At 30.9% G+C, this 23,447-nt stretch carries 25 protein-coding genes; 16 read left to right on the top strand and 9 right to left on the bottom strand.

The window, feature by feature from the left end:
* Positions 1-102: 102 nt before the first annotated feature.
* The 6 genes from ACKTTR_RS01855 to ACKTTR_RS01830 all read left to right on the top strand — a co-directional run bounded on the left by ACKTTR_RS01855 (position 103) and on the right by ACKTTR_RS01830 (position 6,586).
* Positions 103-1,794, top strand: coding sequence for a zinc ribbon domain-containing protein (locus tag ACKTTR_RS01855; protein ID WP_408026261.1), 1,692 nt, complete (start codon positions 103-105; stop codon positions 1,792-1,794).
* Positions 1,794-2,657: a hypothetical protein gene (locus ACKTTR_RS01850; protein WP_408026260.1), complete on the top strand. Its 864-nt coding sequence runs from the start codon at positions 1,794-1,796 to the stop codon at positions 2,655-2,657. Before ACKTTR_RS01855 ends, ACKTTR_RS01850 begins: the two co-directional genes overlap by 1 nt.
* A 547-nt stretch (positions 2,658-3,204) precedes the next feature.
* Positions 3,205-3,792, top strand: a complete 588-nt coding sequence (locus ACKTTR_RS01845) for a hypothetical protein (protein ID WP_408026259.1) — start codon at positions 3,205-3,207, stop codon at positions 3,790-3,792.
* 273 nt (positions 3,793-4,065) lie between these two features.
* Entirely contained in the window at positions 4,066-4,848 is a 783-nt protein-coding gene (locus tag ACKTTR_RS01840; protein ID WP_408026258.1) for an MlaE family ABC transporter permease, read from the top strand.
* A complete protein-coding gene (locus ACKTTR_RS01835) occupies positions 4,845-5,594 on the top strand; it encodes an ABC transporter ATP-binding protein (RefSeq protein ID WP_408026257.1) in 750 nt (249 codons plus the stop codon). Before ACKTTR_RS01840 ends, ACKTTR_RS01835 begins: the two co-directional genes overlap by 4 nt.
* Before the next feature lie 5 nt (positions 5,595-5,599).
* Positions 5,600-6,586 carry an MlaD family protein gene (locus tag ACKTTR_RS01830; protein WP_408026256.1) on the top strand — a complete coding sequence of 329 codons (987 nt, stop codon included), beginning with the start codon at positions 5,600-5,602 and terminating at the stop codon, positions 6,584-6,586.
* Between the two features lie 26 nt (positions 6,587-6,612).
* Here ACKTTR_RS01830 and ACKTTR_RS01825 read toward each other — a convergent pair whose 3' ends face one another.
* On the bottom strand, positions 6,613-8,043 hold the full coding sequence (locus ACKTTR_RS01825) for a PAS domain-containing protein (RefSeq protein WP_408026255.1): 1,431 nt from the start codon (positions 8,041-8,043) through the stop codon (positions 6,613-6,615).
* Between the two features lie 520 nt (positions 8,044-8,563).
* Here ACKTTR_RS01825 and ACKTTR_RS01820 point away from each other — a divergent pair.
* Genes ACKTTR_RS01820 through ACKTTR_RS01810 form a run of 3 tightly spaced genes read left to right on the top strand, consistent with a single transcriptional unit; the run spans position 8,564 to position 12,226 of the window.
* Positions 8,564-9,721, top strand: a complete 1,158-nt coding sequence (locus ACKTTR_RS01820) for a hypothetical protein (protein ID WP_408026254.1) — start codon at positions 8,564-8,566, stop codon at positions 9,719-9,721.
* A gap of 18 nt (positions 9,722-9,739) precedes the next feature.
* Positions 9,740-11,356, top strand: coding sequence for a BCCT family transporter (locus ACKTTR_RS01815; protein ID WP_408026253.1), 1,617 nt, complete (start codon positions 9,740-9,742; stop codon positions 11,354-11,356).
* 3 nt (positions 11,357-11,359) lie between these two features.
* Complete coding sequence (locus ACKTTR_RS01810; protein ID WP_408026252.1) at positions 11,360-12,226, top strand: universal stress protein; 867 nt, start codon at positions 11,360-11,362, stop codon at positions 12,224-12,226.
* A 49-nt stretch (positions 12,227-12,275) separates the two neighbouring features.
* Here the strand turns inward: ACKTTR_RS01810 and ACKTTR_RS01805 are convergent, their stop codons facing one another.
* The 6 genes from ACKTTR_RS01805 to ACKTTR_RS01780 are packed head-to-tail and all read right to left on the bottom strand — an operon-like array spanning position 12,276 to position 16,647.
* Positions 12,276-12,716 (bottom strand): hypothetical protein, encoded by a 441-nt coding sequence (locus ACKTTR_RS01805; RefSeq protein ID WP_408026251.1) that lies wholly within the window; start codon positions 12,714-12,716, stop codon positions 12,276-12,278.
* A 24-nt stretch (positions 12,717-12,740) separates the two neighbouring features.
* Positions 12,741-14,114, bottom strand: coding sequence for an MBL fold metallo-hydrolase RNA specificity domain-containing protein (locus ACKTTR_RS01800; RefSeq protein ID WP_408026250.1), 1,374 nt, complete (start codon positions 14,112-14,114; stop codon positions 12,741-12,743).
* 12 nt (positions 14,115-14,126) lie between these two features.
* The gene (locus tag ACKTTR_RS01795; RefSeq protein ID WP_408026249.1) at positions 14,127-14,975 is read right to left on the bottom strand and encodes a restriction endonuclease; all 849 of its coding nucleotides are present in this window, start codon (positions 14,973-14,975) and stop codon (positions 14,127-14,129) included.
* Positions 14,965-15,375, bottom strand: coding sequence for a hypothetical protein (locus ACKTTR_RS01790; protein ID WP_408026248.1), 411 nt, complete (start codon positions 15,373-15,375; stop codon positions 14,965-14,967). The genes ACKTTR_RS01795 and ACKTTR_RS01790 overlap by 11 nt, the downstream gene beginning before the upstream one ends.
* An 11-nt stretch (positions 15,376-15,386) precedes the next feature.
* Positions 15,387-16,244: a universal stress protein gene (locus ACKTTR_RS01785; RefSeq protein WP_408026247.1), complete on the bottom strand. Its 858-nt coding sequence runs from the start codon at positions 16,242-16,244 to the stop codon at positions 15,387-15,389.
* A 16-nt stretch (positions 16,245-16,260) separates the two neighbouring features.
* Positions 16,261-16,647 (bottom strand): hypothetical protein, encoded by a 387-nt coding sequence (locus ACKTTR_RS01780; protein ID WP_408026246.1) that lies wholly within the window; start codon positions 16,645-16,647, stop codon positions 16,261-16,263.
* Positions 16,648-16,840: 193 nt separating this feature from the next.
* Here ACKTTR_RS01780 and ACKTTR_RS01775 point away from each other — a divergent pair, with 193 nt between their 5' ends.
* Complete coding sequence (locus ACKTTR_RS01775) at positions 16,841-17,302, top strand: hypothetical protein (RefSeq protein ID WP_408026245.1); 462 nt, start codon at positions 16,841-16,843, stop codon at positions 17,300-17,302.
* Between the two features lie 6 nt (positions 17,303-17,308).
* Positions 17,309-17,632, top strand: coding sequence for a hypothetical protein (locus ACKTTR_RS01770; protein ID WP_408026244.1), 324 nt, complete (start codon positions 17,309-17,311; stop codon positions 17,630-17,632).
* A 21-nt stretch (positions 17,633-17,653) separates the two neighbouring features.
* Here the strand turns inward: ACKTTR_RS01770 and ACKTTR_RS01765 are convergent, their stop codons facing one another.
* Both ACKTTR_RS01765 and ACKTTR_RS01760 read right to left on the bottom strand, forming a co-directional pair.
* The gene (locus ACKTTR_RS01765; RefSeq protein ID WP_408026243.1) at positions 17,654-19,198 is read right to left on the bottom strand and encodes a patatin-like phospholipase family protein; all 1,545 of its coding nucleotides are present in this window, start codon (positions 19,196-19,198) and stop codon (positions 17,654-17,656) included.
* Between the two features lie 17 nt (positions 19,199-19,215).
* On the bottom strand, positions 19,216-19,806 hold the full coding sequence (locus ACKTTR_RS01760; protein WP_408026242.1) for a riboflavin synthase: 591 nt from the start codon (positions 19,804-19,806) through the stop codon (positions 19,216-19,218).
* A gap of 63 nt (positions 19,807-19,869) precedes the next feature.
* On the opposite strand from ACKTTR_RS01760, the gene pdxA reads away from it, so the two are divergent.
* The 5 genes from pdxA to accB all read left to right on the top strand — a co-directional run bounded on the left by pdxA (position 19,870) and on the right by accB (position 23,370).
* The gene (gene pdxA / locus ACKTTR_RS01755) at positions 19,870-20,904 is read left to right on the top strand and encodes a 4-hydroxythreonine-4-phosphate dehydrogenase PdxA (protein WP_408026241.1); all 1,035 of its coding nucleotides are present in this window, start codon (positions 19,870-19,872) and stop codon (positions 20,902-20,904) included.
* Positions 20,905-20,978: 74 nt separating this feature from the next.
* The gene (locus tag ACKTTR_RS01750) at positions 20,979-21,515 is read left to right on the top strand and encodes a YceD family protein (RefSeq protein WP_408026240.1); all 537 of its coding nucleotides are present in this window, start codon (positions 20,979-20,981) and stop codon (positions 21,513-21,515) included.
* Between the two features lie 8 nt (positions 21,516-21,523).
* Positions 21,524-21,718, top strand: a complete 195-nt coding sequence (gene rpmF, locus ACKTTR_RS01745) for a 50S ribosomal protein L32 (protein WP_047789948.1) — start codon at positions 21,524-21,526, stop codon at positions 21,716-21,718.
* A 150-nt stretch (positions 21,719-21,868) separates the two neighbouring features.
* Positions 21,869-22,864 carry a beta-ketoacyl-ACP synthase III gene (locus ACKTTR_RS01740; RefSeq protein WP_125343248.1) on the top strand — a complete coding sequence of 332 codons (996 nt, stop codon included), beginning with the start codon at positions 21,869-21,871 and terminating at the stop codon, positions 22,862-22,864.
* Positions 22,865-22,887: 23 nt separating this feature from the next.
* A complete protein-coding gene (gene accB, locus ACKTTR_RS01735; RefSeq protein ID WP_408026239.1) occupies positions 22,888-23,370 on the top strand; it encodes an acetyl-CoA carboxylase biotin carboxyl carrier protein in 483 nt (160 codons plus the stop codon).
* Positions 23,371-23,447: the final 77 nt, after the last annotated feature.

Genomic DNA, 23,447 nt, shown 5'->3' with positions numbered 1-23,447 from the left:
AAACAACTATCAATCATAATCTTCCCAATTAATAGAAATATAAAATTTTAGATTTCCTAAAGTGATCCAAAAATTTTACTTTTGAATATAAAGAACAGAGAAATGATTAAGGATAAGGACAACGATAATAAGGAATTTGAAGAAAGAGCTGATTATATAGATATTAATAATCTAATTAATTGGACTGTTGACACACCTTTCTATCAAAAAATTCAAAAAAAAATTATAGAAAGGGGTGCTAAGCTAATTGTTGGTCCAAGAGGCACAGGTAAAACACATCAATTTAGATATGCATATTTTAACTGCCTAAACAGCAACACTAAACCGCTACCCTTGTACATTTCTTTTGGTAAATATTACCATTTAGAGCCCTTATTATTCAAATCTGCTAATGCTATTACAGTTTTCCACACTTGGATTTTAGCTAAAATTTGCTTGGCAGTTATAGACACATCTGATGCCTTAAAAAATGATATTTCAGAAATATTTAGCGAAAGAGATATTGAACTATCTGAAATAAAAGATTTTATTGAAAATGCTGAACGAAATTTAATCAACACTAGTAACGATCAATTAATTTCTAAAATTAGTATTCAATTTGTAATTAATTTAATAGAAAATTTGATCAAAAAATCTAAGAGAAAAAGATGCATTTTATTATTAGACGATGCAGCTTTAACTCTTACTCCTGATTATATGATTGAATTTTTTGATGTATTTAGAAGTTTAAAAACCCAATACATATCTCCAAAGGCAAGTGTTTATCCAGGTACCACCCAATATGGTCCAAGATTTCATATTGGGCAAGATGCTGAAGAAGTTTTAGCATGGTTAAATGTTGAAGATGAAAATTACAGTTCTTTTATGTCTGAAATATTACACAAGAGATTAAATATTTCAGATTTAAACAATGATATTGTTGAACTTTTCAAGTACGCTTCTTTTGGTATACCAAGAGCTTTTATAACATTACTTAGAGCATTTATCCATTCAAACGGAAAAACCACTCAACAAAAATTCAATAAAGTAATTGAAAACCAAAAAAATTTATTAGAAAAAGAATACTTATCACTTGCTTTAAAATTACCACAATATAAGTCCATCATAAGAATAGGCTACGATTTTTATGAAAATGTAATATCATTAGTAGAGGAGGCTAACAAACATAACCCTAGTGAGAAAAAAATTCACATAGGTATATTACAAGATAAATCGACTCCAAAAACCTCTAGAATGATTAAGTTTTTAGTTGAAGCGGGGTTGTTATACCAAATTCAATCATTAAGTGATGGTCCAGATCGAATATTTGATAGATACATCCCTCACTACCTTTTTTTACTAAATGCAAAAGTTTTTACCCACACTAAAGGTTTTAACCCAAAATCAATGTTGGATTCAATATCTAAAAAAACAGATAAACGACCAATTAGAAAACAATATAACACTGTACTTGATAAAAATGTTATTGAAAATTTAAAGTTAGATCTTCCATCATGTAATAATTGTGGTACAGAACGAATTTCTGAAGATCAAAAGTTTTGCCACAATTGTGGAGCTCCTCTCATCGGGCAATCTACTTTTGAGACAACACTTAAAACAAAAATAACTGATCTACCATTACCAAAATGGCAGATAGATGTAATATTAAGAGATACAAATTTAAAAACAATAGAAGATATATATTCTTCACAAAACTTAGCTAAAGATTTAAAAAATGCAAAAGGTATCGGTAAAGTAAGAACTACAAACATTGACAAGCTAGTAAAAGAACTAATCGATGAATTTTTAGCATAATGAATAAAAAGAAAAAATCTGAGTATATCTTTAAAATAAATGATAACGCAACTACAATTTCGAATTTTTCAACTAATAGTTGTTTTGACTCTGGTTATACAGAAACTAATTCATCCCCTATAGATAATTGTATTGAAAAAATTAATCAACTTAACTTAATTCATACACAATACTTAAGTATACCTAACTCGACAGATAAATTACCTACAGTTTACAACCTTGTTTTATTAGGCTATATCTCTGCAATAGAAAGTTACATTAGGGAAATTGTACGAAAAATAATCAACATAGATAAGTTTTCACGAATCCATTGTGAAGAAGAAGAATTAAGTTATGGTGCCGCTATTAATTACCCTTTAAATCTACTCCCCGAAGTAATCTTGGAAAAGGCCTCTTTTGCTAGTAAAGATAACATTATTAATTCCTTTAAAAAGTATTTAGGTTTAAAAGGTCACCAACCTGATGAATTACTAACAACTCTTGATGAATTTGAAAAAATTTGCCACTTGAGACATTGTATCGTACATCGATTTGGTAAATTAGGAAGTCAAAATGCTATTAAATTTGGATTAGATTCACATTCTGATTTAATTGAAAAACCACTAAAGCTTGATGTATCTATGGTATATAATTTATCAATAATTTGCACAAACACTGTTTTAGTCATAAACAAATATCTTCATAATAAAATCTTACAAAGAACAGCTTTAAAAGAATCTAACAGCTGGGAATGGGATCTCAGAAAAGATAAATCAACTTTTAAAAAATATCATGATTTATTTAATAGTTTATTAAAACCACATCCCGATTCATCTTTAAAAAATTCTTATGATGAACTTAAAAAATACTATAATTCACAATAAAACTTAAAGTCATCTCTAATAATAATCTAGACTTAAACAATAGAAAAAAGGTTATTTTAGACAATTTATTTACGAATTTTTTACGAAATAACCTTTTCAGTAAAACTTTCAAGTAATTGACAAGCAATCAATTAACCAGCAAAAATATAGTATCTCATAATCAGGGGGTCCATGGTTCGAGCCCATGTGGGACCACCTTTAAAGCTTCACTTTTTGTGAAGCTTTTTTGTTTTCACTAATTAATATTAATGGAATTCTGTTAATTCATCTATTTTTTTAGTCTTCTTTAACCTAAAACCTATAGCTAACTCATTTCCAACACCCAAGTAATAAAAAAACGTATTTTTTTCGTATCTTTAAATCACTCCTCGAGAAGTTTTTCCCCAAGAAAAATAAATTAATAATTTACTAGCGATTTAATTTTACAGTATAACAAACATGTTGAATTAATCAACAACAAAGAAATAAGATGAAACAAAACTAACACTACAACTCTTCATTAGTTACATCACTCTCAGTAAACCTTTATCGCACAAACTTTATAGAGATGACTACTAAAGAAACCGAACTTAAGGAAAGTATAGGCTTATTTACCACAAAAAAAGAGCCTAGAAAATCTTTCGCTACTTATCAAAGAAATCAAAATAAGTTCTACCTGAGTACTTTAAACTTAATTGATAGAAAAGCAGCTATTATGTTAAAAGTGAATGCTACAATACTTTCAGCATCTGTTATTTTTTTCAACTACATTACTGAGATTAACTTCGGTATTAAGATTGCCATTATATTAATTATAACGTCTTTTACCTCTTTAATTTTTTCCATATTAGCTTCTAAACCCAATAGTTTAGCCTTTTACAAACGGTTTAAAAGAGATGTTGTTTCTAAATACAAAAAAAGAGAGGAAAACCTTTTTATGATTGGTATGTCAAGTGGCAAAACATTGGAAGAATACGAAAAAGCTTATAACAAAGTTTTAAACAGTCAAGAATTACAAATAGGGAATCAAGTTCGAACTATGTTTTTATTAGAAAAAGAAATGAAACGTGGGTATTTTTATTTAGAACTGGCCTATAGCAGTTTTTTAATAGGACTTCTTATTTTAATTTTAGTCCTCTTTTTTGCTAACGTTTAAATTTATTCAATAAAGACTTCGCTTTTTTTAGAACGAAAAAGAAAAAATCCAATTCAATTAACAACTAATATTGCTATTTATAATCTAAATTGTTTGAACAATAAAAACAACAGAAAAACGAGTTAAATTATAAAGCTTAAGAATAATAAACTTCAACATAAAAGCTATCTAACAAGATATTTAAATGATATACATCAGTTTTATAGCATGATTTTCATTATTTTTAATAATAATTAATTGACGTACAATTAACTACAACATTAAAATCGACTTATGCTACGTTTTAATTTGATGATTGAACAGTTGAAATCTTTTTTTATAGAAATTGGGGAATTAGCTTTTTTTACCTCTCGTTTCTTTAAAGAGGTTTTTAAACGACCTTTTGAATTAAAGGAATTGATGCTGCAATGTTATCAAATAGGTTATCGTTCGTTACTATTAGTTAGCATTACTGGTTTTATAATAGGTCTGGTTCTTACTTTACAAACTCGCCCAACTTTAATGGAGTTTGGAGCTGTATCTTGGATGCCCTCTATGGTTGGTATTTCAATTGTAAGAGAAATAGGCCCAATTATCACGGCTTTAGTATGTGCAGGAAAAATAGGCTCTGGTATTAGCGCCGAATTAGGTTCTATGCGTGTTACCGAACAAATAGACGCCATGGAAGTTTCTGGTATAAATCCTTTTAAATATTTAGTAGTTACTCGAGTTTTAGCCGTTACCCTTATGCTTCCTTTATTAGTAATTATAGCTGATACTGTTGCTTTGTTTGGATCCTTTTTAGTTGAAAGCACAAAAGGAGATGTCTCTTTTATTTTGTATTTTAATCAAGTATTTGATGCTATAAAGTTTGGAGATGTAGTTCCAGCTACAATAAAGTCGTTTTTCTTTGGAGCTGCAATAGGAATTATTGGTTGCTTTAAGGGGTATAACTGTAAAAAAGGAACCGCTGGCGTAGGTAAAGCCACAAATACAGCCGTAGTAACTGCATCTTTATTACTTTTTATTATTGATTTTATAGCCGTTTTTGTAACAGATATCTTTTTTGAATTATGACGAGTACCCTTAACAAAAAAGTAGTTCTAGAAATTAAAGACTTACACAAAGCCTTTGGAGACAACCATGTGCTTAATGGGTTTAATATGCGGCTTTATGAAGGTGAAAACTTAGTAGTTATGGGAAAATCGGGTTCTGGAAAATCGGTTATGATTAAATGTTTAGTAGGTTTAATGGAAGCAGATGAAGGGATCATTTCAGTGATGCGTCACGATATAACTAAACTAGACCAAGAAGCCTTAGATATTTTACGAACAGATATTGGTTTTCTATTTCAAGGTAGTGCCCTATATGATTCTATGACTGTCCGTGAAAATTTAGAGTTTCCATTGCGAGGTCGTACAAGAAAGAATAAAAAATTAATTGACACAGAAAAACTGGTTTTTGAAGCTTTAGAAAATGTTGGATTAACACATACAGTAGACATGATGCCTTCAGAATTATCTGGTGGTATGAAACGACGAGTGGCTTTAGCCCGAACACTTATTTTACAGCCAAAAATTATTTTATATGACGAACCTACAAGTGGATTAGACCCGATTACTGCAAAAGAAATCATTATCTTAATGCAAGATATTCAAAAAAAATACAATACATCGTCACTTATTATTACCCACGATGTTGATTGTGCCCGTGTTATTTCAGATAGAATGATATTACTTATTGACGGTATTGACTATGCTACAGGAACGTTTAAAGAACTATCTAACTCTGAAGACCCCAAGGTTAAAGCTTTTTTTAAATAAGTATTATGAAAACAACAAACTCACAAAAATTTAGGTTAGGATTATTTATATCTATAGGTACAATTATTTTTGTTTTTGCTATTTACCTTATCGGGCAACGCCAAAGCATGTTTCAAAAAAACTTCACTATCAGTACTTATTTTCAAAATGTTAATGGGTTACAAAATGGTAATAATGTTCGCTATTCAGGAATAAACATTGGTACGGTAAAAGATATAATCATGATTAATGACTCTACAATAAAAGTAAACATGGTTATTGACAAAAAAATAGCCATTCATATAAAAAAGAATGCGGTTGCAACTATAGGTTCTGACGGACTGGTAGGAAATATGATTGTAAATATAGTACCAGGTAAAAAACCTGAAGCTTTAATTAATAACGGTGATGTTATTAGATCTTATAGTAAAATAGGAACTGATGATATTTTAAACACCTTAAGTGTTACCAATGAAAATGCTGCAATACTAACAGCGGACCTTTTAAAAATAACCGACAATTTGCTAGAGGGCAAGGGTACTTTAGGCGTTTTACTAAACGATACCATTATGGCTAAAGACATGAAACAATCTGTTAGCAACCTAAAGAAAATAAGTTACCAAGCATCAAACACTATTAATGAATTAAACCACATTATAACTTCATTAAAAACAGACGATGACACCGTTTTAGGGATGTTAATTAATGATTCTATTTCAGGTAAAAAATTAAAAAACATTGTAAATAATATAGATGCTTCCACTGTAAAAATTGATAGTCTTGTAGGAAATATTAATGTTTTGGTTAATGATTTTAACTCTAGTAAAGGTGCTTTTAATTATATTACAAAAGATACCTCTTTGGTAAACAACCTAAAATCTACAATTCAAAATATAAATGAAGGGACAGAAAAGTTTAATGAGAACATGGAAGCTTTTAAACACAACTTTTTAACACGTGGATATTTTAGAAAATTAGAAAGACAAAAGAAAAAAGCTGAAAAGAAAAAATAGCTAGTTCTCAACTCTTCAAACAAGAGTTACTCTTTCTTTTTTGAATCATCTTTTTTGAAACCAATTTTCCTTCTTGATTCTTGGTCTTTTCTTTTTAACTCTGCTTCTAACCTTTTATACCTACTTATATCTTTAATCGTTACAACCACAGCGGCAATATAATTTTCATTATCAATTATAGGTCTTCCACTCAACAATACTCTTCTTATTTCATTCGTTTCTTTGTTCATCAATAACACATCAATATCATTAGTCACTTTACCCTCCAAGGCTAGTTCAGCTGGTAGGTTTTGAACAGGAAAAACTTTACCATCATATGAGTTCAACACTTTAAAATGACCTGAAAAGTCAATAGATATTTTTGAATCATCTTCTATTCCAAAAAGCTCATTAGCAACTTCATTAGCCAATATAACCTGTTTATCGGTATTTGCTACTAACACTCCATCACTAATATTTTCTATAATCATATTCAACTTTTGTTGATTTTCATACAACTGATTCATTCTTTTTTCATCCTCTTCTTGAAGCAATAAATCTTTAGTAATATCTCTAGCCACAGCATATAATGTTCCTGTATCTGTATCTGAGGTAGCATTCCAAGACAACCATTTAATACTTTTATCCTTACAAACCCATCTATTATTAAAACTTACCAAGTTTGCTCCCTTTTCTAACTTCTTAATTGCCTCTTTTGTTTTTTCTATATCTTCAGGAAAAATATAGGTAGCAAACGGAGTACCCAAAAGCTCTTCTTTTGTATACCCTAGAAGATTACTTAACGAAGTATTAACTTTTAAAAACTTCTCATTAGACGCAATAACCAAACTATCTGTAGAGATATTAAAAAAGGTATCTGCCTCTTTTTGCGACTCCATAATCGCCTTTCTTTCTGTAATATCTGTAGATATACTTCCAATAGCATATACTCTATTAGAAGTATCAAATAAGGGAAATTTTACAGATAAATATATATGTGGTCCGTCAGGTTGCTCTACTATTTCTTCTATTTGAATTTCTTTTCCTGCTTTTATTGCCTCTAAATCAGCTTCAAGATATCTATCTGCAATTTCTTTTGGTAAAATATCATGGTTCGTTTTTCCTATTAAACTTTCCTCTGAGGTACCAAAAATTAATTGATACTTCTCATTTACTAATATATACTCACCGTTTATTTTTTTTACAGAAATGACATTGGTTGTGTTGTTTATTATCGATTGTAATAATCTTTGATTTCTTAAAAGCTCACCTTGCGACTTTTCTTTTGCTTTGATTTGTGTTTTTAAAACCAAAAAAACAATCGTTAACATTCCTAAAATAACAACTATTAATCCTAATGAAACCCAATTCCACCATGCATTAGTAGTATTAAAATTTATTTGTTTTAAATAAATAATACCCAGTGCTATAACCATAATACTATTTATGATATAACCATACAAGTTCTTTCTTTCCATTGAGGTTTTCATTTACGCACGATATTTATTATACTAATATATTGAATTTTAGAAACATAAAGAACGACAACCATCACTTAAAACACTAAAAACTAACATTTTTTAAGTCAATTTAACCTCTTTACATAAATTCTCTTAAGTCTTGCACACATCATTACTAGCCTTCGATTTATAATATATTTTTCAGTAAACTATCATCAAAAGCTCCAAAAACAGAATTGAATATTAGATATCCCGACCCCCATTTTTGGTTAAAAACTTTAATGCTTGAAAAGTTCTCTTTTTTGAAAACCCCTTTTTAATCAGTATCTTTGCACTCTTATGATAAAAAAACTCAAAGACAAAAAGAATAAACGAATATTTAGTTTTAACTTTTTAGTTTTTAGGAATCAGTCAGATAAATTCATTCCTCCCTCAGAATAATCATCTTTTTTTTAAGCTAAAAAGAGATTTCCCTTATCCTTTCACTTGAAAATGTGCTTTTACAAGTACACTTTCTTCACATTTATTAAAATAAACAATGAATTTCACAAAAAAAAGCCTAGCCTTAGTCGCTTTTTCTTTTGTTACAGTTATGTTTTCACAAGAAAAGCCTGAGGTTAAAATTGGCGGAGCACTACGATTTAACTACAACCTGTCTTCTTGGAAAGATGGTCAAAAAAAACGTGGAGGCGATTTCGGTTTCGACGTCTTCAGAATTAACGCTAAAGCAAAATACAAAGGAGTAAAACTTAATGCCGAGTACCGTTTTTACTCTCAAAGTTTTGGGGGCGGTATGCTCAAACAAGGTTGGTTAGGGTATGATTTTAATGAAAAAGACAACATTCAATTAGGATTAACGCAAGTACCTTTTGGTATTACTCAATACAACTCTCATAGTTGGTTTTTTGGTATTAACTATTACCTTGGTTTAGAAGATGACCATGATATGGGATTAAAATTTACCCATAAAGGGGAAAAGTGGGAATACGCTTTGGCTTTTTTTAAAAATGCTGAAGAACTTAGTTTTGGAAGTAACTCTGATGTTTCTGACAGCCGATACTCATACGATGTTGCCTCAATAGACATTGATGGAGATGGAGCCCTAGACTTAAGGTACAAAGAAACAAACCAATTAAATGGTAAAGTAAATTATCACCTCGGAAATAAAAACATACAACACAAAATAGGTTTTTCTGCACAATATGGTGGACTCTATAATTTAGATACTGAAGATACTTCTAGCCATCATGCCTTTGCCTTACACTATCAATTAAACGCAAAAAACTTTGATGCTAAAGCCCAAGTATCTACCTACAAATACAACACAAAAAACACTACCTATAGTGATCTTATAGCCTTAACTGCTTATGGAGCTCCTTACCTTACTGCCACTGAAGCAACAACATATACTTTAGGTACAGCTTACACTTTTCCTGTAAAATGGAAACCTATTTCTAGCATACAAGTATACAATGACTTTGGTTATATGGATAAAACAGCTGAGAATTTTAAAGACAGTATTATGAATGTTTTCGGATTCTTGGTAACAGCTGGTAATGTGTATACTTATATAGATTTTGCTGCAGGAAAAGATCATCCTTGGTTAGGACCTGTATGGACAAATGCTTTAGCCAATGGAACACCTAATGCTGATTGGGACATGAGATTTAACATAAATATCGGATACTATTTTTAATAGAATAAACATTAACACATGAAGAAAGCAAAAAAAATAATTAGAAGTGACGAACGGAAATCAATTTTTGGACTCGAAGTTAACGGACCTGTATTCTTCACATCTTCAATTGTAATTATACTTAGTGTAGCTTTAACTTTACTTTTTAAAGAAAGAGCCCAATCTTATTTTGATACAGCACAGACTTTTATAGCCAACAAAACTGGTTGGCTATTTATCTTAGCCGTGAATATTTTTGTGGCATTTATGCTTTACTTAGCTTTTAGTAAATATGGGAGCTTGCGTATTGGTGGAGCAAAAGCAAAACCAGAATTCTCAACTACCTCTTGGTTTTCAATGCTCTTTAGTGCTGGTATGGGTATTGGATTACTCTTTTGGAGTATTGCTGAACCTGTTTATCATTTTTCTTCTCCTCCTTTAGCTGATCCAAATACAGCTGCTGCTGCTAAAGAAGCTATGAACGTCACTTTTTTACACTGGGGGTTACACGCTTGGGCTATTTATGCTTTAGTAGGTTTATCATTAGCTTATTTTACGTATTCTAGAGGGCTACCTTTAACAATTCGCTCTGTTTTTTACCCTTTCTTAGGAGATAGGATTTACGGTAGAATTGGTGATATTATAGATATTTTTGCTGTTTTAGCCACTGTTTTTGGTTTAGCAACTTCGTTAGGATTAGGTGTTAAACAAGTTGCTGCTGGTTTGGAACATGTTTTTGGTTTAGATTCAGGTATCTCATTACAAATATGGCTAATTGTTGGAATTACATTAATTGCCACTATTTCAGTGGTTTCGGGAGTTGACAAAGGAGTAAAGTTCCTTAGTGAAATGAACATGCGTATTGCAGTACTCTTATTGCTTGCTGTGGTAATTTTAGGACCTACCATTTTCATTTTAAAATCATTTGTTCAAAATACTGGTAGTTATGTAAACAATTTAATTAACCTTTCTACTTGGGCCGAAGCTTATACTGGAACAGAATGGCAAAATTCATGGACTATTTTTTATTGGGGATGGTGGATTGCTTGGTCTCCTTTTGTAGGTATGTTTATTGCCCGTGTTTCTAAAGGAAGAACTATTAGAGAGTTTATTCTTGGAGTATTAATCGTTCCTACATTAATCACTTTATTTTGGATTACTGCTTTTGGAGCAACCTCTTTACACGAAATTTTAGGAGGAGATCCTACTATTGCTAATGGTGTAAACGATAATGTAGCCACCGCTCTTTTTGTCTTCTTAGAAGACTTCCCTTTTTCAATGGCGTTAAATATTATTGCTATTATACTTATTGCTAGTTTCTTTGTTACCTCATCAGATTCTGGTTCTTTAGTAGTAGACAGTTTAACTTCAGGCGGAAAAATTGACGCTCCTGTAGGACAAAGAATATTTTGGGCTCTTGCAGAGGGAGCCGTGGCTGCTGTATTATTATTAGGAGGAGGTTTAAAAGCACTTCAAACGGCTTCTATTGCCACAGGTCTTCCTTTTACCTTACTTTTGTTATTAATGTGTTACTCTCTCTTTAAAGGATTAAGAGAAGATTACAAGGAACACCTTAAACGCTTAAATCAAAAAGAAAAGGAAGAGTATCAAGAAACTATAAAAAGATTAATAGATTCGAAAAAACAAAAATCTTAAATTATGAAAATTAAAAATATACTAGTAGCCTTAGACCTTTCTGAACTAGATGTTACACTTATTAAGTATTGTAGCATGCTTGCAAAAAAACATGAAACAGAAAATGTATATTTTATTCATAATGTAAAAAGGTATGAAATAAGTAATTTATTTTCTGAACAGTTAGAAAACATAAGCATTGAAGATATTATTGAAGAAGAGTTAGATAACAGTATTAGCAAACATTTTGATGCCGATTGTAATTTTGAATTATTAGTTTCTGACGATGCTTATACAGAAAGTTTAATTAGTTATGTTGCCAATAAATATCATGCTGATTTAATTATTCTAGGTAATAAAAATACATATAAAGGTTCTGGTTCAGTTTCAGGAAAGTTATTACGAATGGCAAAATGTAATATCCTTTCTATTCCTAAAGAAGCCAACCTAAATCCAGAAAACCTAATGGTTGCAACCGATTTTTCTTCGGCTTCTCTTAAAGCTTTTAATACCGCTTCTTCTATTAACAAAAAGAAAGAGTCTGTTTTAAAAGTATTAAATGTTTTTAAAATTCCTCAGCTATTTTTCCCTTATATCAAAGTAGATAAAGCTCGCGAGAAAGTGGAAAAACATGTTGGATTACAATTTGAAAAACTGCTTAATAAAACTAAAGTCTCAAACGTAGAAACTATAAAAGCTTCAGCTGGTGAAGACAGTATCTCTGAAAAAATAAGAGCTGTTGCTGAGAAAGATAAAACGGATATTTTGTTTGTTGCCGATAAGGGTCACAACAACTTCACTTCTCTTTTAGTGGGAAGTGTTACTGAAGAATTATTCACTCATGATTTACACGTTCCTTTATGGGTGGTAAAGCGTTACATCGCTTCTTAAATTATAAAATAAAAAACGGAGCTCAATATTGAACTCCGTTTTTTATTTTCTATTCGGTTAATCCTTTTTTTTCTGATTTTGAAATCTTTTTTACTGTAGTAAAAAGTGTTTGCTTTAAATCTTGATATTCGTTTAAAAACTTACTAACCTTTGCTATCAACCTTCGGTGTTCGTTTTTGTAAACTTCTTCTTCTATTACTTGATCTACTCCATCTACCATTACCTCTAGCCCTCTTTCATGAGCTTCTACAATTTTGGTTAACTCTTCCGTTTTTTTTCTTGAATTACTCAGCGACTCTACTATTTTAGTGGTTTTCTTAAATTGCTCTGGTGCTATAAGCTCAAAAATGTATTTCCGTATTAAGTCTTCAAAAAAAAGCTGTTCGTCTTTTAAAAACGAGAGTTCAGACAACCATTGTTTTGACATTAAGTGCATATCTTCTGCACTTAACCACTCTACATATTTTAATTGTGTTTCTGTTGTTTTCATCGAGTTAGTTTTTAGGTTAAACTTCTATACCATTAACTCCTTTATAGCATGTAACTTTGGAATACAAACATTCCAATTCTTTTCTTTTTGAATTTTCAATCTAAAAGCATCTAAAGCTGTTTGCTCTCCATGAATAAGAAATACTTCTTCTGGTATGTTTTTAATATCACTTAACCAATTTAATAAGTCTTCTTGATCTGCATGTGCCGATAAGCTTTCTATACTCTCTACTCTTGCTTTTACAGGAAAATATCTTCCATAAAATTTTATTTCATGACATCCTTCTTGCAACTGCCTTCCTCTTGTTCCTTCTGCCTGATACCCTACTAATAAAACTGTTGTTGTTGGTTCATCTATCAATTGTTGTAAATAAGTTAAAACCCTACCTCCTGTTACCATTCCACTTCCAGCAATTATTATTTTTGACCTAGGATCATCTATAGTTTCCCATGTTTCTCTGTACGACTCTATAATATTTATATGGTTACACATCGCTTCGTATTCAGCCATGGGTAATTTATGCCATTGAGGATATCTTTTAAAAACCTCTAAAACGTTATTTCCCATTGGACTGTCAACGAAAATTGGTATGCTTGGTATTTTATTTTTCTTATAGAGCTTCCACAAAACATACATTAACATTTGTAATCGCTCAACAGCAAAACTAGGAATGATTAAATTCCCTTTATTTTCTATTGTTTCTTTGATGAGTTTCGATAGAATTTCTTCTATATTTTCTTTTGGATGCAATTTATGACCGTACGTACTTTCTAAAAAAAGATAGTCTGCCCAAACCGGTTTTTTGGGCTTCTCTAGTAAGTAATCCTTTACCCTTCCAACATCTCCTGAAAACACAAATGTTTTTTCATTAATATTTAATTCTATAAAAGTAGCTCCTATGATATGCCCATTATATTGAAACCTGTAAGAGATTTCTTCAGAAAAAGAAACCCATTTTCCTTCTTCTTCGACTTGAAATAAACTTATGGTATTTTCCGCTTCAGTAATCGTATAAAAAGGTAGTACCGGATTATGTTTACTATAATTTTCTTCTGCAGCTTTTTGTGCTTCTTCTTCATGAATTTTAGCACTATCTTTTAAAATAATTGCTGCAATAGCTAATGTTGGAGCGGTACCTATAATTTTCCCTCTAAATCCTTGCTTATATAAACGAGGTAAAAAACCCACATGATCTAGATGTCCATGAGTTAATAATACAATATCTATTTTCTTTACATCCACAGGAAGCTCTGCCCAGTTTAATTCTCTAAGTTCCTTTAACCCTTGAAACATACCACAGTCAATCATAATTTTCTTACTGTAGACTTCAATCAAAAACTTTGATCCTGTTACAGTACCTGCAGCCCCTAAAAAATGAACTTTCGCAAAAGTTAACATACCTCCTTCTTTTTAAACACTACACAATTGTTGTATTTCTGATAGAATCCTACTTTTTCTGGTATCTGAAACACCTAAATGATCTAGATAAAAGCTGTCTTTTATCAATTCTCTACATAACACTACATCTCTATTTAACAAAAACTGTTTTTCTCTTTTAGTTAACAGTGTAGAAACCGTTATTGGATATAGTCCTAACCTATCAATTATATCTTTTAAGCTATTTTCTTTCGGGTAATCCCAACTTAGCAAATACAAACCCGCACAATTACCATACTTCTCAGCATCATCCGTAAATCGTGTATTTGTAACTACCCAACCTTGAGTTAAGGTTGTTTTATGCTTATTGAAAGTATTCCAATGATTTTTTACATCTTGGTAACGAGAATGGATATACAAAGGAATTTTAACATTACAGACAAGTCCTTGCTCACTGTGAAATTTACATTCCACAACAGTAGTTTCATTGTTTTTATGTGCCAATACATCAACCTCATGTTGCACACATTCTCCTTGTAAAACCTCTCCTATTTTTACTTTATATCCAGAATATTTTAAAATTGCTGCTACAAAATGTTCAAAAGGAAAACCTGTCGGTCCTAACTCGTATATTGCTTTTTTTAATTTGTATTTTGAAGCAAATACATTCTTTTTTTTCTTTAGTAAAGCAAAAGCTCTATTGTAAATTTCTTTAGTAGTTATTCCCTCATATAGCTCATCTTGAACTATTTTTAAAATTTCAGATACTAAAGCGTCGTCTGCTCCAGTTCTTTTAAGCGACTTTTTTAATTTGGTTAACGAGAATAGCACAACCTCTCCAGAAGCCTTTACTATTGTTATTTTATTTGGGCTAGTTTCCATTATCAAAGAAATCTCTAATCAAGGCTTTTACTTGATTATCTGTCATACTATCAACCCTTTTTACTGTTTTAACCTTCGCATCTAGTTCTTTATAAGAGCTTTCAAGCTCTTTCTTAAATTTTTCAAAAGTTTCTGCAGGACCAAAAATAGCTAACGAATCAGCATTATTAACTTCTTCTGCAAGCTCATCAAAATATCTTTTTGTTTGATGCTTTTCTCTTTCTAAGTACCTACTATCCTGAACCACATCTTGCGGACCTCCTTTAAATCGAGTTCCTGAGCCTCCATGAATACGAAACGTTTCTATATTAGATTGTATCGTTTTCATATTTTCTGTTCCATTTTCAATGGTTACAACAAGAGCTTTCTCTTTATCTAACCAAACTCCTACGTTTTTCATTGTTTTACTTTTTAGTTTCTTAAATCATGTAACACCAACACAGGTACCTTTAACTTATACCCTACTTCTTTTACTAATGGTTTAGAGAATATAGTATCAAAAAATGCGTGCTTTTTATTTATAAAAGCCACCATATCACTCTCTCTACTTTCTACAAAACATTTTATTGCTGTAGACACAGTTACACAAGATAATGTATGAAATGAAAATTTTAAACCTTCAAGATATTCATTCAACATCTCCTTATGCTCTTTTTGATTTTCATCTATATCATCGTTATTAGTAATATGTAATACTCTTAAAGATGCATTACAGGCTCCAACTATATCAATTAAATAATCTAGCTCTCTTTTTTTATAATGTGTTCTATAACTTGTTGGGAAAACAATCTCTTTTGGTATTTTTCTCTTGGCTTTTTTTGGCACTACTAAAACAGGACAATTACGAATCTTCTCCATTACCTGTATTGCATTACTCCCAAATACAGAACTATTGTCATTAGTTTGTCCTTTTGTAGCCATTACAACCATTTCTATATCCTTTTGTTCCACTATTTCTTCAACTGCATTCAGTAGTGATTTATTTTTTTGTGATATGTAATCAAACTCATGAAAAGGATTCCCCTCCTCTTTAGATTCTATTAATTTTGATATTTTATTAAGCCCTTCTAATGATTTTTTCTTTGGTTCATCATATCCTTTCTCTCCTGGTTTAGGAGGAATTAAGTCTTCTATTAAATTATATGTCGTTTTAAAAACATTTAATATGTAAAAGCTACACCTTTCTGTTCTAAAAAGCTCTAAAGCATATACCATTGCATTATATGATGCTTCAGAAAAATCTGTTAGTAGTAAAATCTTTTTTTTCATTTCGATTTAAATTCGGTTAAAAAGGAACTATTCCGTAAGCTTCATTCAATAAAAACAGCCCTAAGAAAAACAACATCACATATAAGGCTTGTATAAATTTCAAATTGGTTTGTTTTAATAAGTTAATCATTTGCTTAGGAAAAGTAAATAAAACGATTCCTTTAATTAAAGCTAACCAACCAAACAGAGTAATCAAAAGTTTAATGTTTGCCTCCCATATATTATGTGCTAAAACATTAAGCAAACCAATTATAATAGCAAAGAGTGAAAGAATAATTAAAAACCTTGCATCCTGTAAATTATCTACTATTTGTTTTACTCTCTTAGGATTAAAACTTAGTACAAAAAAGAAAATAATACAGTACCATCCCCAAAACTTTAGTAAAAACACTGATATATCCATAACTTAATTAATTTACATCCTTCTCAAAGATACGAATATAACTTATTGATTTACATGACTTTTATCATAAAACCCAACACTTCTTTTAAAATTACCCCTAAAAAACACTTCTCTTTTCTAGGTGTTTTTTCCCTTTATTATGATTCATAAAGTATTAAATTTACTAGTTTTAAAAATTAACCTAACTTCCAAAATGAAAAACAACAAACCCTTCTTTATCCTAATGTTTATTACTGCTTTTCTTTCTTCTTGCAGTATCCTTAAAACAGCTCCTTATGATCAATATTCTTTTCAAAAAACTATTGAAATAAAAATAGACGCCAATCAACTTATAGATAAAGCTGAAAACTCTTACGAAGAAAACAGTAAAGAAATTGAAAAACTACAAAATGAAATTGCTAAAATTGTTGAATACGAAAAATACAAACCTAATAATGAAATAACCTACAAGATGTGGTTATTATTGGCTGACCAAGACAAAAACTTACTTGCTGGATTTTTGAAACGATGGAAAGAAAAGGATAAGCTTTCTCCTTTCTTTATTACAGAAGCTAAAGCACAAATAACTGAAGCTTTTAACCTGTTACTTGAGTATGAAAGCAAAAAAGAGCCTGCTACAAAAAACAAATTACTAGAACTTATTTTTAAAAATTAACCCGCTATGGATTTCGATAAAATATTACAAGAATTAAAAAAATCATTAGTTTCTTTATTTAATGATAAGTTTAGTGAGTTTTCAAAAGAATCAAAAAAAGATATTGAACTATTCTTGAGTGAATCAAAAAGCAAACTAGAAAGATGGACTTCTTTATTAGCACAAGGTAAGCTTACTGTAGAAGATTTTGAATGGCTGGTAAAAAGTCAAAAAGATTTATTTAAAATGAAAACCTTGCAAGCTGCAGGTATCTCAAAAATAAGTTTAGGTCATTTTAAAAACAAAGTTGTTAAAACTATCATTGACACAATAAAAGTCTTAGTTTTTTAAATTTAAAAAGACCATGAATATTTATTTGTTCATGGTCTTTATTTTTTCTTGACGCTCTTCTACTAAAAACCTTGGATTCTCCTGAAATTTCTTCCAAAGAGATAATAGTTCTTTAAAAACTGGTAGTTCAGTAGCCTTATCTCCATATTGAATAATCAAATAAGACAACAAATTATAACAAGCAGTGTATTCTCCACATGCGATAACATTGTTTAACATGTTATTTTCCTTGTCCTTTTGAGTAAACCATAAAGTAGTACCGAACGATGTACTTTTATTTGAATTTTTAATAATAGCTTCGCTTATCTCTCCTGTATATTTCTTTATTTCCTCCCAACCTCTTTCATTCTCTGGTCGGGTTGTTTGATTTCCTGAAGTATCTTTACATCGTAACTCATACACTGTAGATGTAATTATTTTATTTGGAAAAGTACTGTAAATAGCATTTGCATGTTGCCTTCTATCATTTTTAAGAAAAACTACACTTGCCATACGGACTAAAGATTTTGCTCTGTTAAGTATATAAAAACCAACCCTCCTTGGTGGTAAATACAATCTTTGATCTACACCTGTTTCATTTTGCATCAGTTTAGATAACGAGAAAAATAAAAAGTGTGTGAATACTAAAAAAGCCAATATTACAACGCTTATAGTATACCAAACCATCATTTTTTGCACTCCAAAAAACACTGTAACTATTAACATAAATAATAGGGTAAAAGCACTGGACACATATGATACATATTTACTAAACCATGAGTCAGAAGCAAACTTAAAGCCTTTTCCAGGATATGGTGAAGAGACATCACACAAGAAATATAAATCATGACGTTCTGGCTTCCCTTCACATTGATTTTGTGCTTCTGATACAAAAACAGAGGCTCCTTGATTATCAACAATACCTCCATCCATCAAGCCTATTTCTTCTAAATCATTATGATTAGGACTAAAATCATACGGAAACCCCATGGGTTCAAATCCTCCTGGAAAAGCAGTTGACGCTGCAATTACATCTCCTAACTTTATATCATCAATTACTTCTTTATACTTAGTATGTACTTTCCCATTTCCAAACCTTTTTTGGTTTCCTTTAATATTTTGAAACCTAAACTGATGTGTGCTATCAAAATCTGTAGCGTTAAACACCACTCTTTCTAAGTGTGTTTTACCTTGACTTATTACATCTTGAACTTGTCCTAAAGTTGCTTGATTTGTTAGCTTGTTATATTCTATAGCAAAGGCATTAATCGGATTCTTTCGCTTATGTTTATTTTCAGGCTGATTCCAAATTAAAGGCCATCTCAAATGACTAAGTGCATTACTTGTTAACTCATCCTTAGCTAACCATTTATAATACTCATCAAAAAAAACTTGAAAATCTTTTTCTTCAATTTGAGATTGTACATACTTAACCCCAGTAATTGTACCCCCAGAAACAGTAGAAATTGCTTTTACATTTTCTAGTAAACCTACTTTTTCTAATAATGATAGTGTTCCTAAAGAAAAGCAAGCTGCTCTATATCCTCCTCCTGAAAAACATAAGGCTATAGACTTAAATACCTCCATAGTTTTTGTATATTTTTTTATCCTCTTAAACTATGAAGTCTTGCTACATATTTACCAATTACATCAAACTCAAGATTTACTTTAGTACCTATTTTAAAGTTTTTAAAAGTTGTATGCTCATATGTATATGGAATAATAGCCACACTAAACTCATCCTTTTTAGAATTAACCACCGTTAAACTTACTCCGTTTATAGTAATCGAACCTTTTTCAATGGTAACATTTGAGCCATCAAAATCATATGAAAAAGTAAAAACTGTACTACCATCTGCATCTTCTATATTTTTACAAACCCCTGTTCCATCTACATGTCCTTGTACTATATGCCCATCTAATCGAGCCCCTAACTTCATTGCTCTTTCAAGGTTTACCTCGGCTCCTACCTGTAAATCACCTATATTCGTTTTATCTAGTGTTTCTTTTATCGCTGTAACTGTATACTCATCCTTATCAATTGCAACAACTGTTAAGCAAACACCATTATGTGCTACGCTCTGATCTATTTTCAACTCATTAGTTATTGTACTTTTTATTGTAAGGTGTAAATTCTCTTTTTCACGCTCAATACCTTTAACAATTCCAAGAGTTTCTATTATTCCGGTAAACATTCTATAAAAATTTAGTTACTTTTGTTAGCATCAAAAATACAACTTTACCTACGAAAGTAAACTATGGATAAAGCAAACAAAATTATTGTCGGAATTTCGGTTGGGGACATCAACGGGATTGGTATCGAAATTATTTTAAAAACATTTGAAGACAAACGAATGCTTGACTTTTGCACTCCAGTTTTATTTGCTTCAAACAAACTAATTTCATATCATAAAAAGGCTTTAAGACTTAATACCAGTATCCATGGAATTACTTCTTTAGACAAACTTGTACATGGTAAAGTTAATTTATTAAACAGCTGGAAAGAAGAAGTTAAAATAGACCTCGGTAAAACTACAGAAGAAGGAGGTAAATTTGCCTTAAAATCATTACAAGCAGCTGTTGGAGCTTTAAAAAATAATCAAATAGATCTTATTATTACAGCTCCTATTAACAAAGAGAATATTCAATCTGAAGAATTTAAGTTTCCAGGTCATACAGAATACTTAGAAGAAAACTTTGATGGAAAAAGTTTAATGATTTTAATGACAGATGAATTACGTATTGGTTTAATAACTGGTCATATTCCTGTTTCTAAAGTTTCAGAAGCCATTACTCCAGAACTTATAAAATCTAAAGTTGAAATCATGTACAACTCTTTAAAACAAGATTTTAATATTAGTAAGCCTAAAATTGCAGTATTAGGGCTAAATCCACATTGTGGTGACAATGGAATAATTGGTACTGAAGATGACGAAATTATTCGCCCTACTATTACTGAAATTAAAGAAACTGGTAAATTAGTTTTTGGTCCGTATGCAGCCGATGGTTTCTTTGGTTCAAAAACCTATGAGCAATTTGACGGAGTTTTAGCCATGTATCACGACCAAGGTTTGGCTCCATTTAAAGCTTTATCGTTTGGAAATGGTGTGAATTTCACCGCAGGTTTAAGCAAAATAAGAACCTCTCCTGATCATGGAACTGGATTTGATATTGCTGGTAAAAATAATGCCAATCCTACATCTTTTAAAGAAGCCTTATTTACCTCATTACAAATATTTAAGAACCGAAAAGAGTATCAAGAACTTACAAAAAACGCATTAAAAGCAAAATAGTTCATTTTTTTTTCTCAAAACATAAAAGTAAAAACATTTTTTATATCTTTGCACGCTCAAATTGATAGTTGTAGATGAAAGACTTAAAACAATTCAACGTACCTTTTGTAGGTTTAAAAGAAGGAAGTCATTTGTTTGAATATCAAATTGACAAAACGTTCTTTGAAGCATTTCAGTTTGACGAGTTTAACAACGCTAACATAAAAGCTGATATTACATTTGTTAAAAAAAGCACTTTATTTGAACTTGCTTTTAACATAAGTGGAACAGTTAATGTTCCTTGTGATATTACTAATGAGTTATTTGATTTACCTATTAATGGTAATTTAGATTTGGTTGTTAAGTTTGGACCTGAGTTTAATGATGAACATGATGAAATTTTGATACTTCCGCATGAAGCCTATCAAGTAAATGTGTCTCAATATATATATGAGTTAATTGTGTTATCAGTACCGAGCAAAAGAATACATCCAAATGTTATTGATGGCACCATGCAATCGGATGCTTTAAGAAAATTAAAGGAATTAAAAATAAACGAAGAAAAAACTGTTGAAGAAACATCAACAGACCCTAGATGGGATAAATTAAAGGATTTACTAACAGATAAATAAGACATAAAATGGCACATCCAAAGAGAAAAATATCTAAAACTAGAAGAGATAAAAGAAGAACTCACTATAAAGCTTCTGTACCTCAAATAGCTGTTGATCCTACAACTGGAGAAGCTCATTTATACCACAGAGCTCACTGGCATGAAGGAAAACTTTATTACAGAGGTCAAGTAGTATTAGAAAGTGCTGCTGCTGAGGCTTAAAAACTAGTTTAAAAAATTAAAAAACCCTCTACTTTGAGGGTTTTTTTATGTTTTTACATCAAAAATTACTCTTTTTGATGTTTTTTTCTATAAAAAAGTGAAATAATTTTCATTACTTTGAAAACTCGTTTTACTACAAAACAAACAACTATGACTAAAATAACTGCAGCTATAACAGCGGTAGGAAAATATATTCCAGAATATGCTCTAACTAATAAAGAGCTAGAGACAATGGTAGACACCAATGATGAGTGGATTACTACGAGAACAGGAATCAAAGAAAGAAGGATTTTAAAAGGCGAAGGTCTTGGAACTTCTTTCATGGCAATAAAAGCAGCAGAAGATTTACTTCAAAAATCAAATACAAACCCTGAAGATATCGACATGGTTATTGTAGCAACTGCTACTCCAGACATGCCTGTAGCTTCAACAGCAGCTTATACAGCTTCTAAAATAGGAGCCGTGAATGCTTTTTCTTATGATTTACAAGCGGCTTGTTCAAGTTTTTTATATGGTATGTCAACTGCCTCTAGTTATATTGAAAGTGGGAGATATAAAAAAGTATTGTTAATTGGTGCCGATAAAATGTCATCAATTATTGACTATAGCGATAGAGCTACTTGTATCATCTTTGGAGATGGTGCTGGTGCTGTTTTATTTGAACCTAATAACGACGGTTTAGGGTTGCAAGATGAATATTTAAGAAGCGACGGAATTGGTCGTGAATTCTTAAAAATTGATGCAGGTGGTTCAATTTTACCAGCATCAGAAGACACTGTTAAAAACAAGCAACATTTTGTTCACCAAGAAGGAAGAACTGTATTTAAATTTGCTGTTTCTAACATGGCAGATGTTTCTGAAAAAATGTTAACCAGAAACAACTTAACAAAAGATGACATTCAGTGGCTAGTACCACACCAAGCTAATAAAAGAATCATCGAAGCCACTGCTAATAGAGTTGGCTTAGAAGATGATAAAGTAATGATGAATATTCATAAGTACGGAAATACTACTTCTGCTACTTTACCGTTGTTACTTGCTGACTATGAAAAAGAGTTGAAAAAAGGAGATAATTTAATTTTTGCCGCATTTGGTGGAGGCTTCACATGGGGAGCTATCTACTTAAAATGGGCATATAACTCATAACTAAACAACTAAAATTTAGGAAAATGGACATTAAAGAAATTCAAAGTCTTATAAAGTTTGTAGCTAAGTCAGGTGCAAGTGAAGTGAAGCTAGAAATGGAAGATATTAAAATCACCATTAAAACTGGAAGTGACACTCCTGAAACTACTATCATTCAAGCTCCTGCCCCAGCAGCAGCTCAACAAATGATAGCTCCTGCCCCTGTTGCACAACCAGCTACACCAGCTGCAGCCCCAGTAGCAGCTGAATCTACAGACGACTCAAAATATGTAACTATAAAATCACCTATCATTGGTACTTTCTATAGAAAACCTTCTCCAGATAAACCTAATTTTGCTGAAGTAGGAACAGAGGTAAAAGTTGGTGATACTGTTTGTATCATTGAAGCAATGAAATTATTTAACGAAATTGAATCAGAAGTATCTGGTAAGATCGTTAAAGTATTAGTGGATGACTCTTCTCCAGTAGAATTTGATCAACCATTATTTTTAGTAGACCCATCATAATTTTTGGTTTAGAAGTTTTAAGTTTAGAAGTTTAGCATAGCTAAACTCTTAAACAACTAAACCCAATAAACTCATAA

It is taken from the genome of Tenacibaculum litoreum (assembly GCF_964513915.1).
Classification (GTDB): domain Bacteria; phylum Bacteroidota; class Bacteroidia; order Flavobacteriales; family Flavobacteriaceae; genus Polaribacter; species Polaribacter litoreum.
Note: the sequence above shows the minus strand (reverse complement) of the source record. Positions and strands in the feature narration are given on the sequence as shown.

What these genes read in the sequence shown, in the direction of transcription:
- ACKTTR_RS01820 (WP_408026254.1), top strand. Translation starts at nt 8,564, where the DNA reads ATGAATTTCACAAAAAAAAGCCTAGCCTTAGTCGCTTTTTCTTTTGTT.
- ACKTTR_RS01835 (WP_408026257.1), top strand. Translation starts at nt 4,845, where the DNA reads ATGACGAGTACCCTTAACAAAAAAGTAGTTCTAGAAATTAAAGACTTA.
- ACKTTR_RS01785 (WP_408026247.1), bottom strand. Translation starts at nt 16,244, where the DNA reads ATGAAAAAAAAGATTTTACTACTAACAGATTTTTCTGAAGCATCATAT.
- ACKTTR_RS01845 (WP_408026259.1), top strand. Translation starts at nt 3,205, where the DNA reads ATGACTACTAAAGAAACCGAACTTAAGGAAAGTATAGGCTTATTTACC.
- ACKTTR_RS01790 (WP_408026248.1), bottom strand. Translation starts at nt 15,375, where the DNA reads ATGAAAAACGTAGGAGTTTGGTTAGATAAAGAGAAAGCTCTTGTTGTA.
- ACKTTR_RS01795 (WP_408026249.1), bottom strand. Translation starts at nt 14,975, where the DNA reads ATGGAAACTAGCCCAAATAAAATAACAATAGTAAAGGCTTCTGGAGAG.
- ACKTTR_RS01815 (WP_408026253.1), top strand. Translation starts at nt 9,740, where the DNA reads ATGAAGAAAGCAAAAAAAATAATTAGAAGTGACGAACGGAAATCAATT.
- ACKTTR_RS01760 (WP_408026242.1), bottom strand. Translation starts at nt 19,806, where the DNA reads ATGTTTACCGGAATAATAGAAACTCTTGGAATTGTTAAAGGTATTGAG.
- ACKTTR_RS01800 (WP_408026250.1), bottom strand. Translation starts at nt 14,114, where the DNA reads ATGTTAACTTTTGCGAAAGTTCATTTTTTAGGGGCTGCAGGTACTGTA.
- rpmF (WP_047789948.1), top strand. Translation starts at nt 21,524, where the DNA reads ATGGCACATCCAAAGAGAAAAATATCTAAAACTAGAAGAGATAAAAGA.
- ACKTTR_RS01840 (WP_408026258.1), top strand. Translation starts at nt 4,066, where the DNA reads ATGCTACGTTTTAATTTGATGATTGAACAGTTGAAATCTTTTTTTATA.
- ACKTTR_RS01770 (WP_408026244.1), top strand. Translation starts at nt 17,309, where the DNA reads ATGGATTTCGATAAAATATTACAAGAATTAAAAAAATCATTAGTTTCT.
- ACKTTR_RS01830 (WP_408026256.1), top strand. Translation starts at nt 5,600, where the DNA reads ATGAAAACAACAAACTCACAAAAATTTAGGTTAGGATTATTTATATCT.
- ACKTTR_RS01750 (WP_408026240.1), top strand. Translation starts at nt 20,979, where the DNA reads ATGAAAGACTTAAAACAATTCAACGTACCTTTTGTAGGTTTAAAAGAA.
- ACKTTR_RS01775 (WP_408026245.1), top strand. Translation starts at nt 16,841, where the DNA reads ATGAAAAACAACAAACCCTTCTTTATCCTAATGTTTATTACTGCTTTT.
- accB (WP_408026239.1), top strand. Translation starts at nt 22,888, where the DNA reads ATGGACATTAAAGAAATTCAAAGTCTTATAAAGTTTGTAGCTAAGTCA.
- ACKTTR_RS01825 (WP_408026255.1), bottom strand. Translation starts at nt 8,043, where the DNA reads ATGGAAAGAAAGAACTTGTATGGTTATATCATAAATAGTATTATGGTT.
- ACKTTR_RS01850 (WP_408026260.1), top strand. Translation starts at nt 1,794, where the DNA reads ATGAATAAAAAGAAAAAATCTGAGTATATCTTTAAAATAAATGATAAC.
- pdxA (WP_408026241.1), top strand. Translation starts at nt 19,870, where the DNA reads ATGGATAAAGCAAACAAAATTATTGTCGGAATTTCGGTTGGGGACATC.
- ACKTTR_RS01780 (WP_408026246.1), bottom strand. Translation starts at nt 16,647, where the DNA reads ATGGATATATCAGTGTTTTTACTAAAGTTTTGGGGATGGTACTGTATT.
- ACKTTR_RS01740 (WP_125343248.1), top strand. Translation starts at nt 21,869, where the DNA reads ATGACTAAAATAACTGCAGCTATAACAGCGGTAGGAAAATATATTCCA.
- ACKTTR_RS01810 (WP_408026252.1), top strand. Translation starts at nt 11,360, where the DNA reads ATGAAAATTAAAAATATACTAGTAGCCTTAGACCTTTCTGAACTAGAT.
- ACKTTR_RS01805 (WP_408026251.1), bottom strand. Translation starts at nt 12,716, where the DNA reads ATGAAAACAACAGAAACACAATTAAAATATGTAGAGTGGTTAAGTGCA.
- ACKTTR_RS01765 (WP_408026243.1), bottom strand. Translation starts at nt 19,198, where the DNA reads ATGGAGGTATTTAAGTCTATAGCCTTATGTTTTTCAGGAGGAGGATAT.
- ACKTTR_RS01855 (WP_408026261.1), top strand. Translation starts at nt 103, where the DNA reads ATGATTAAGGATAAGGACAACGATAATAAGGAATTTGAAGAAAGAGCT.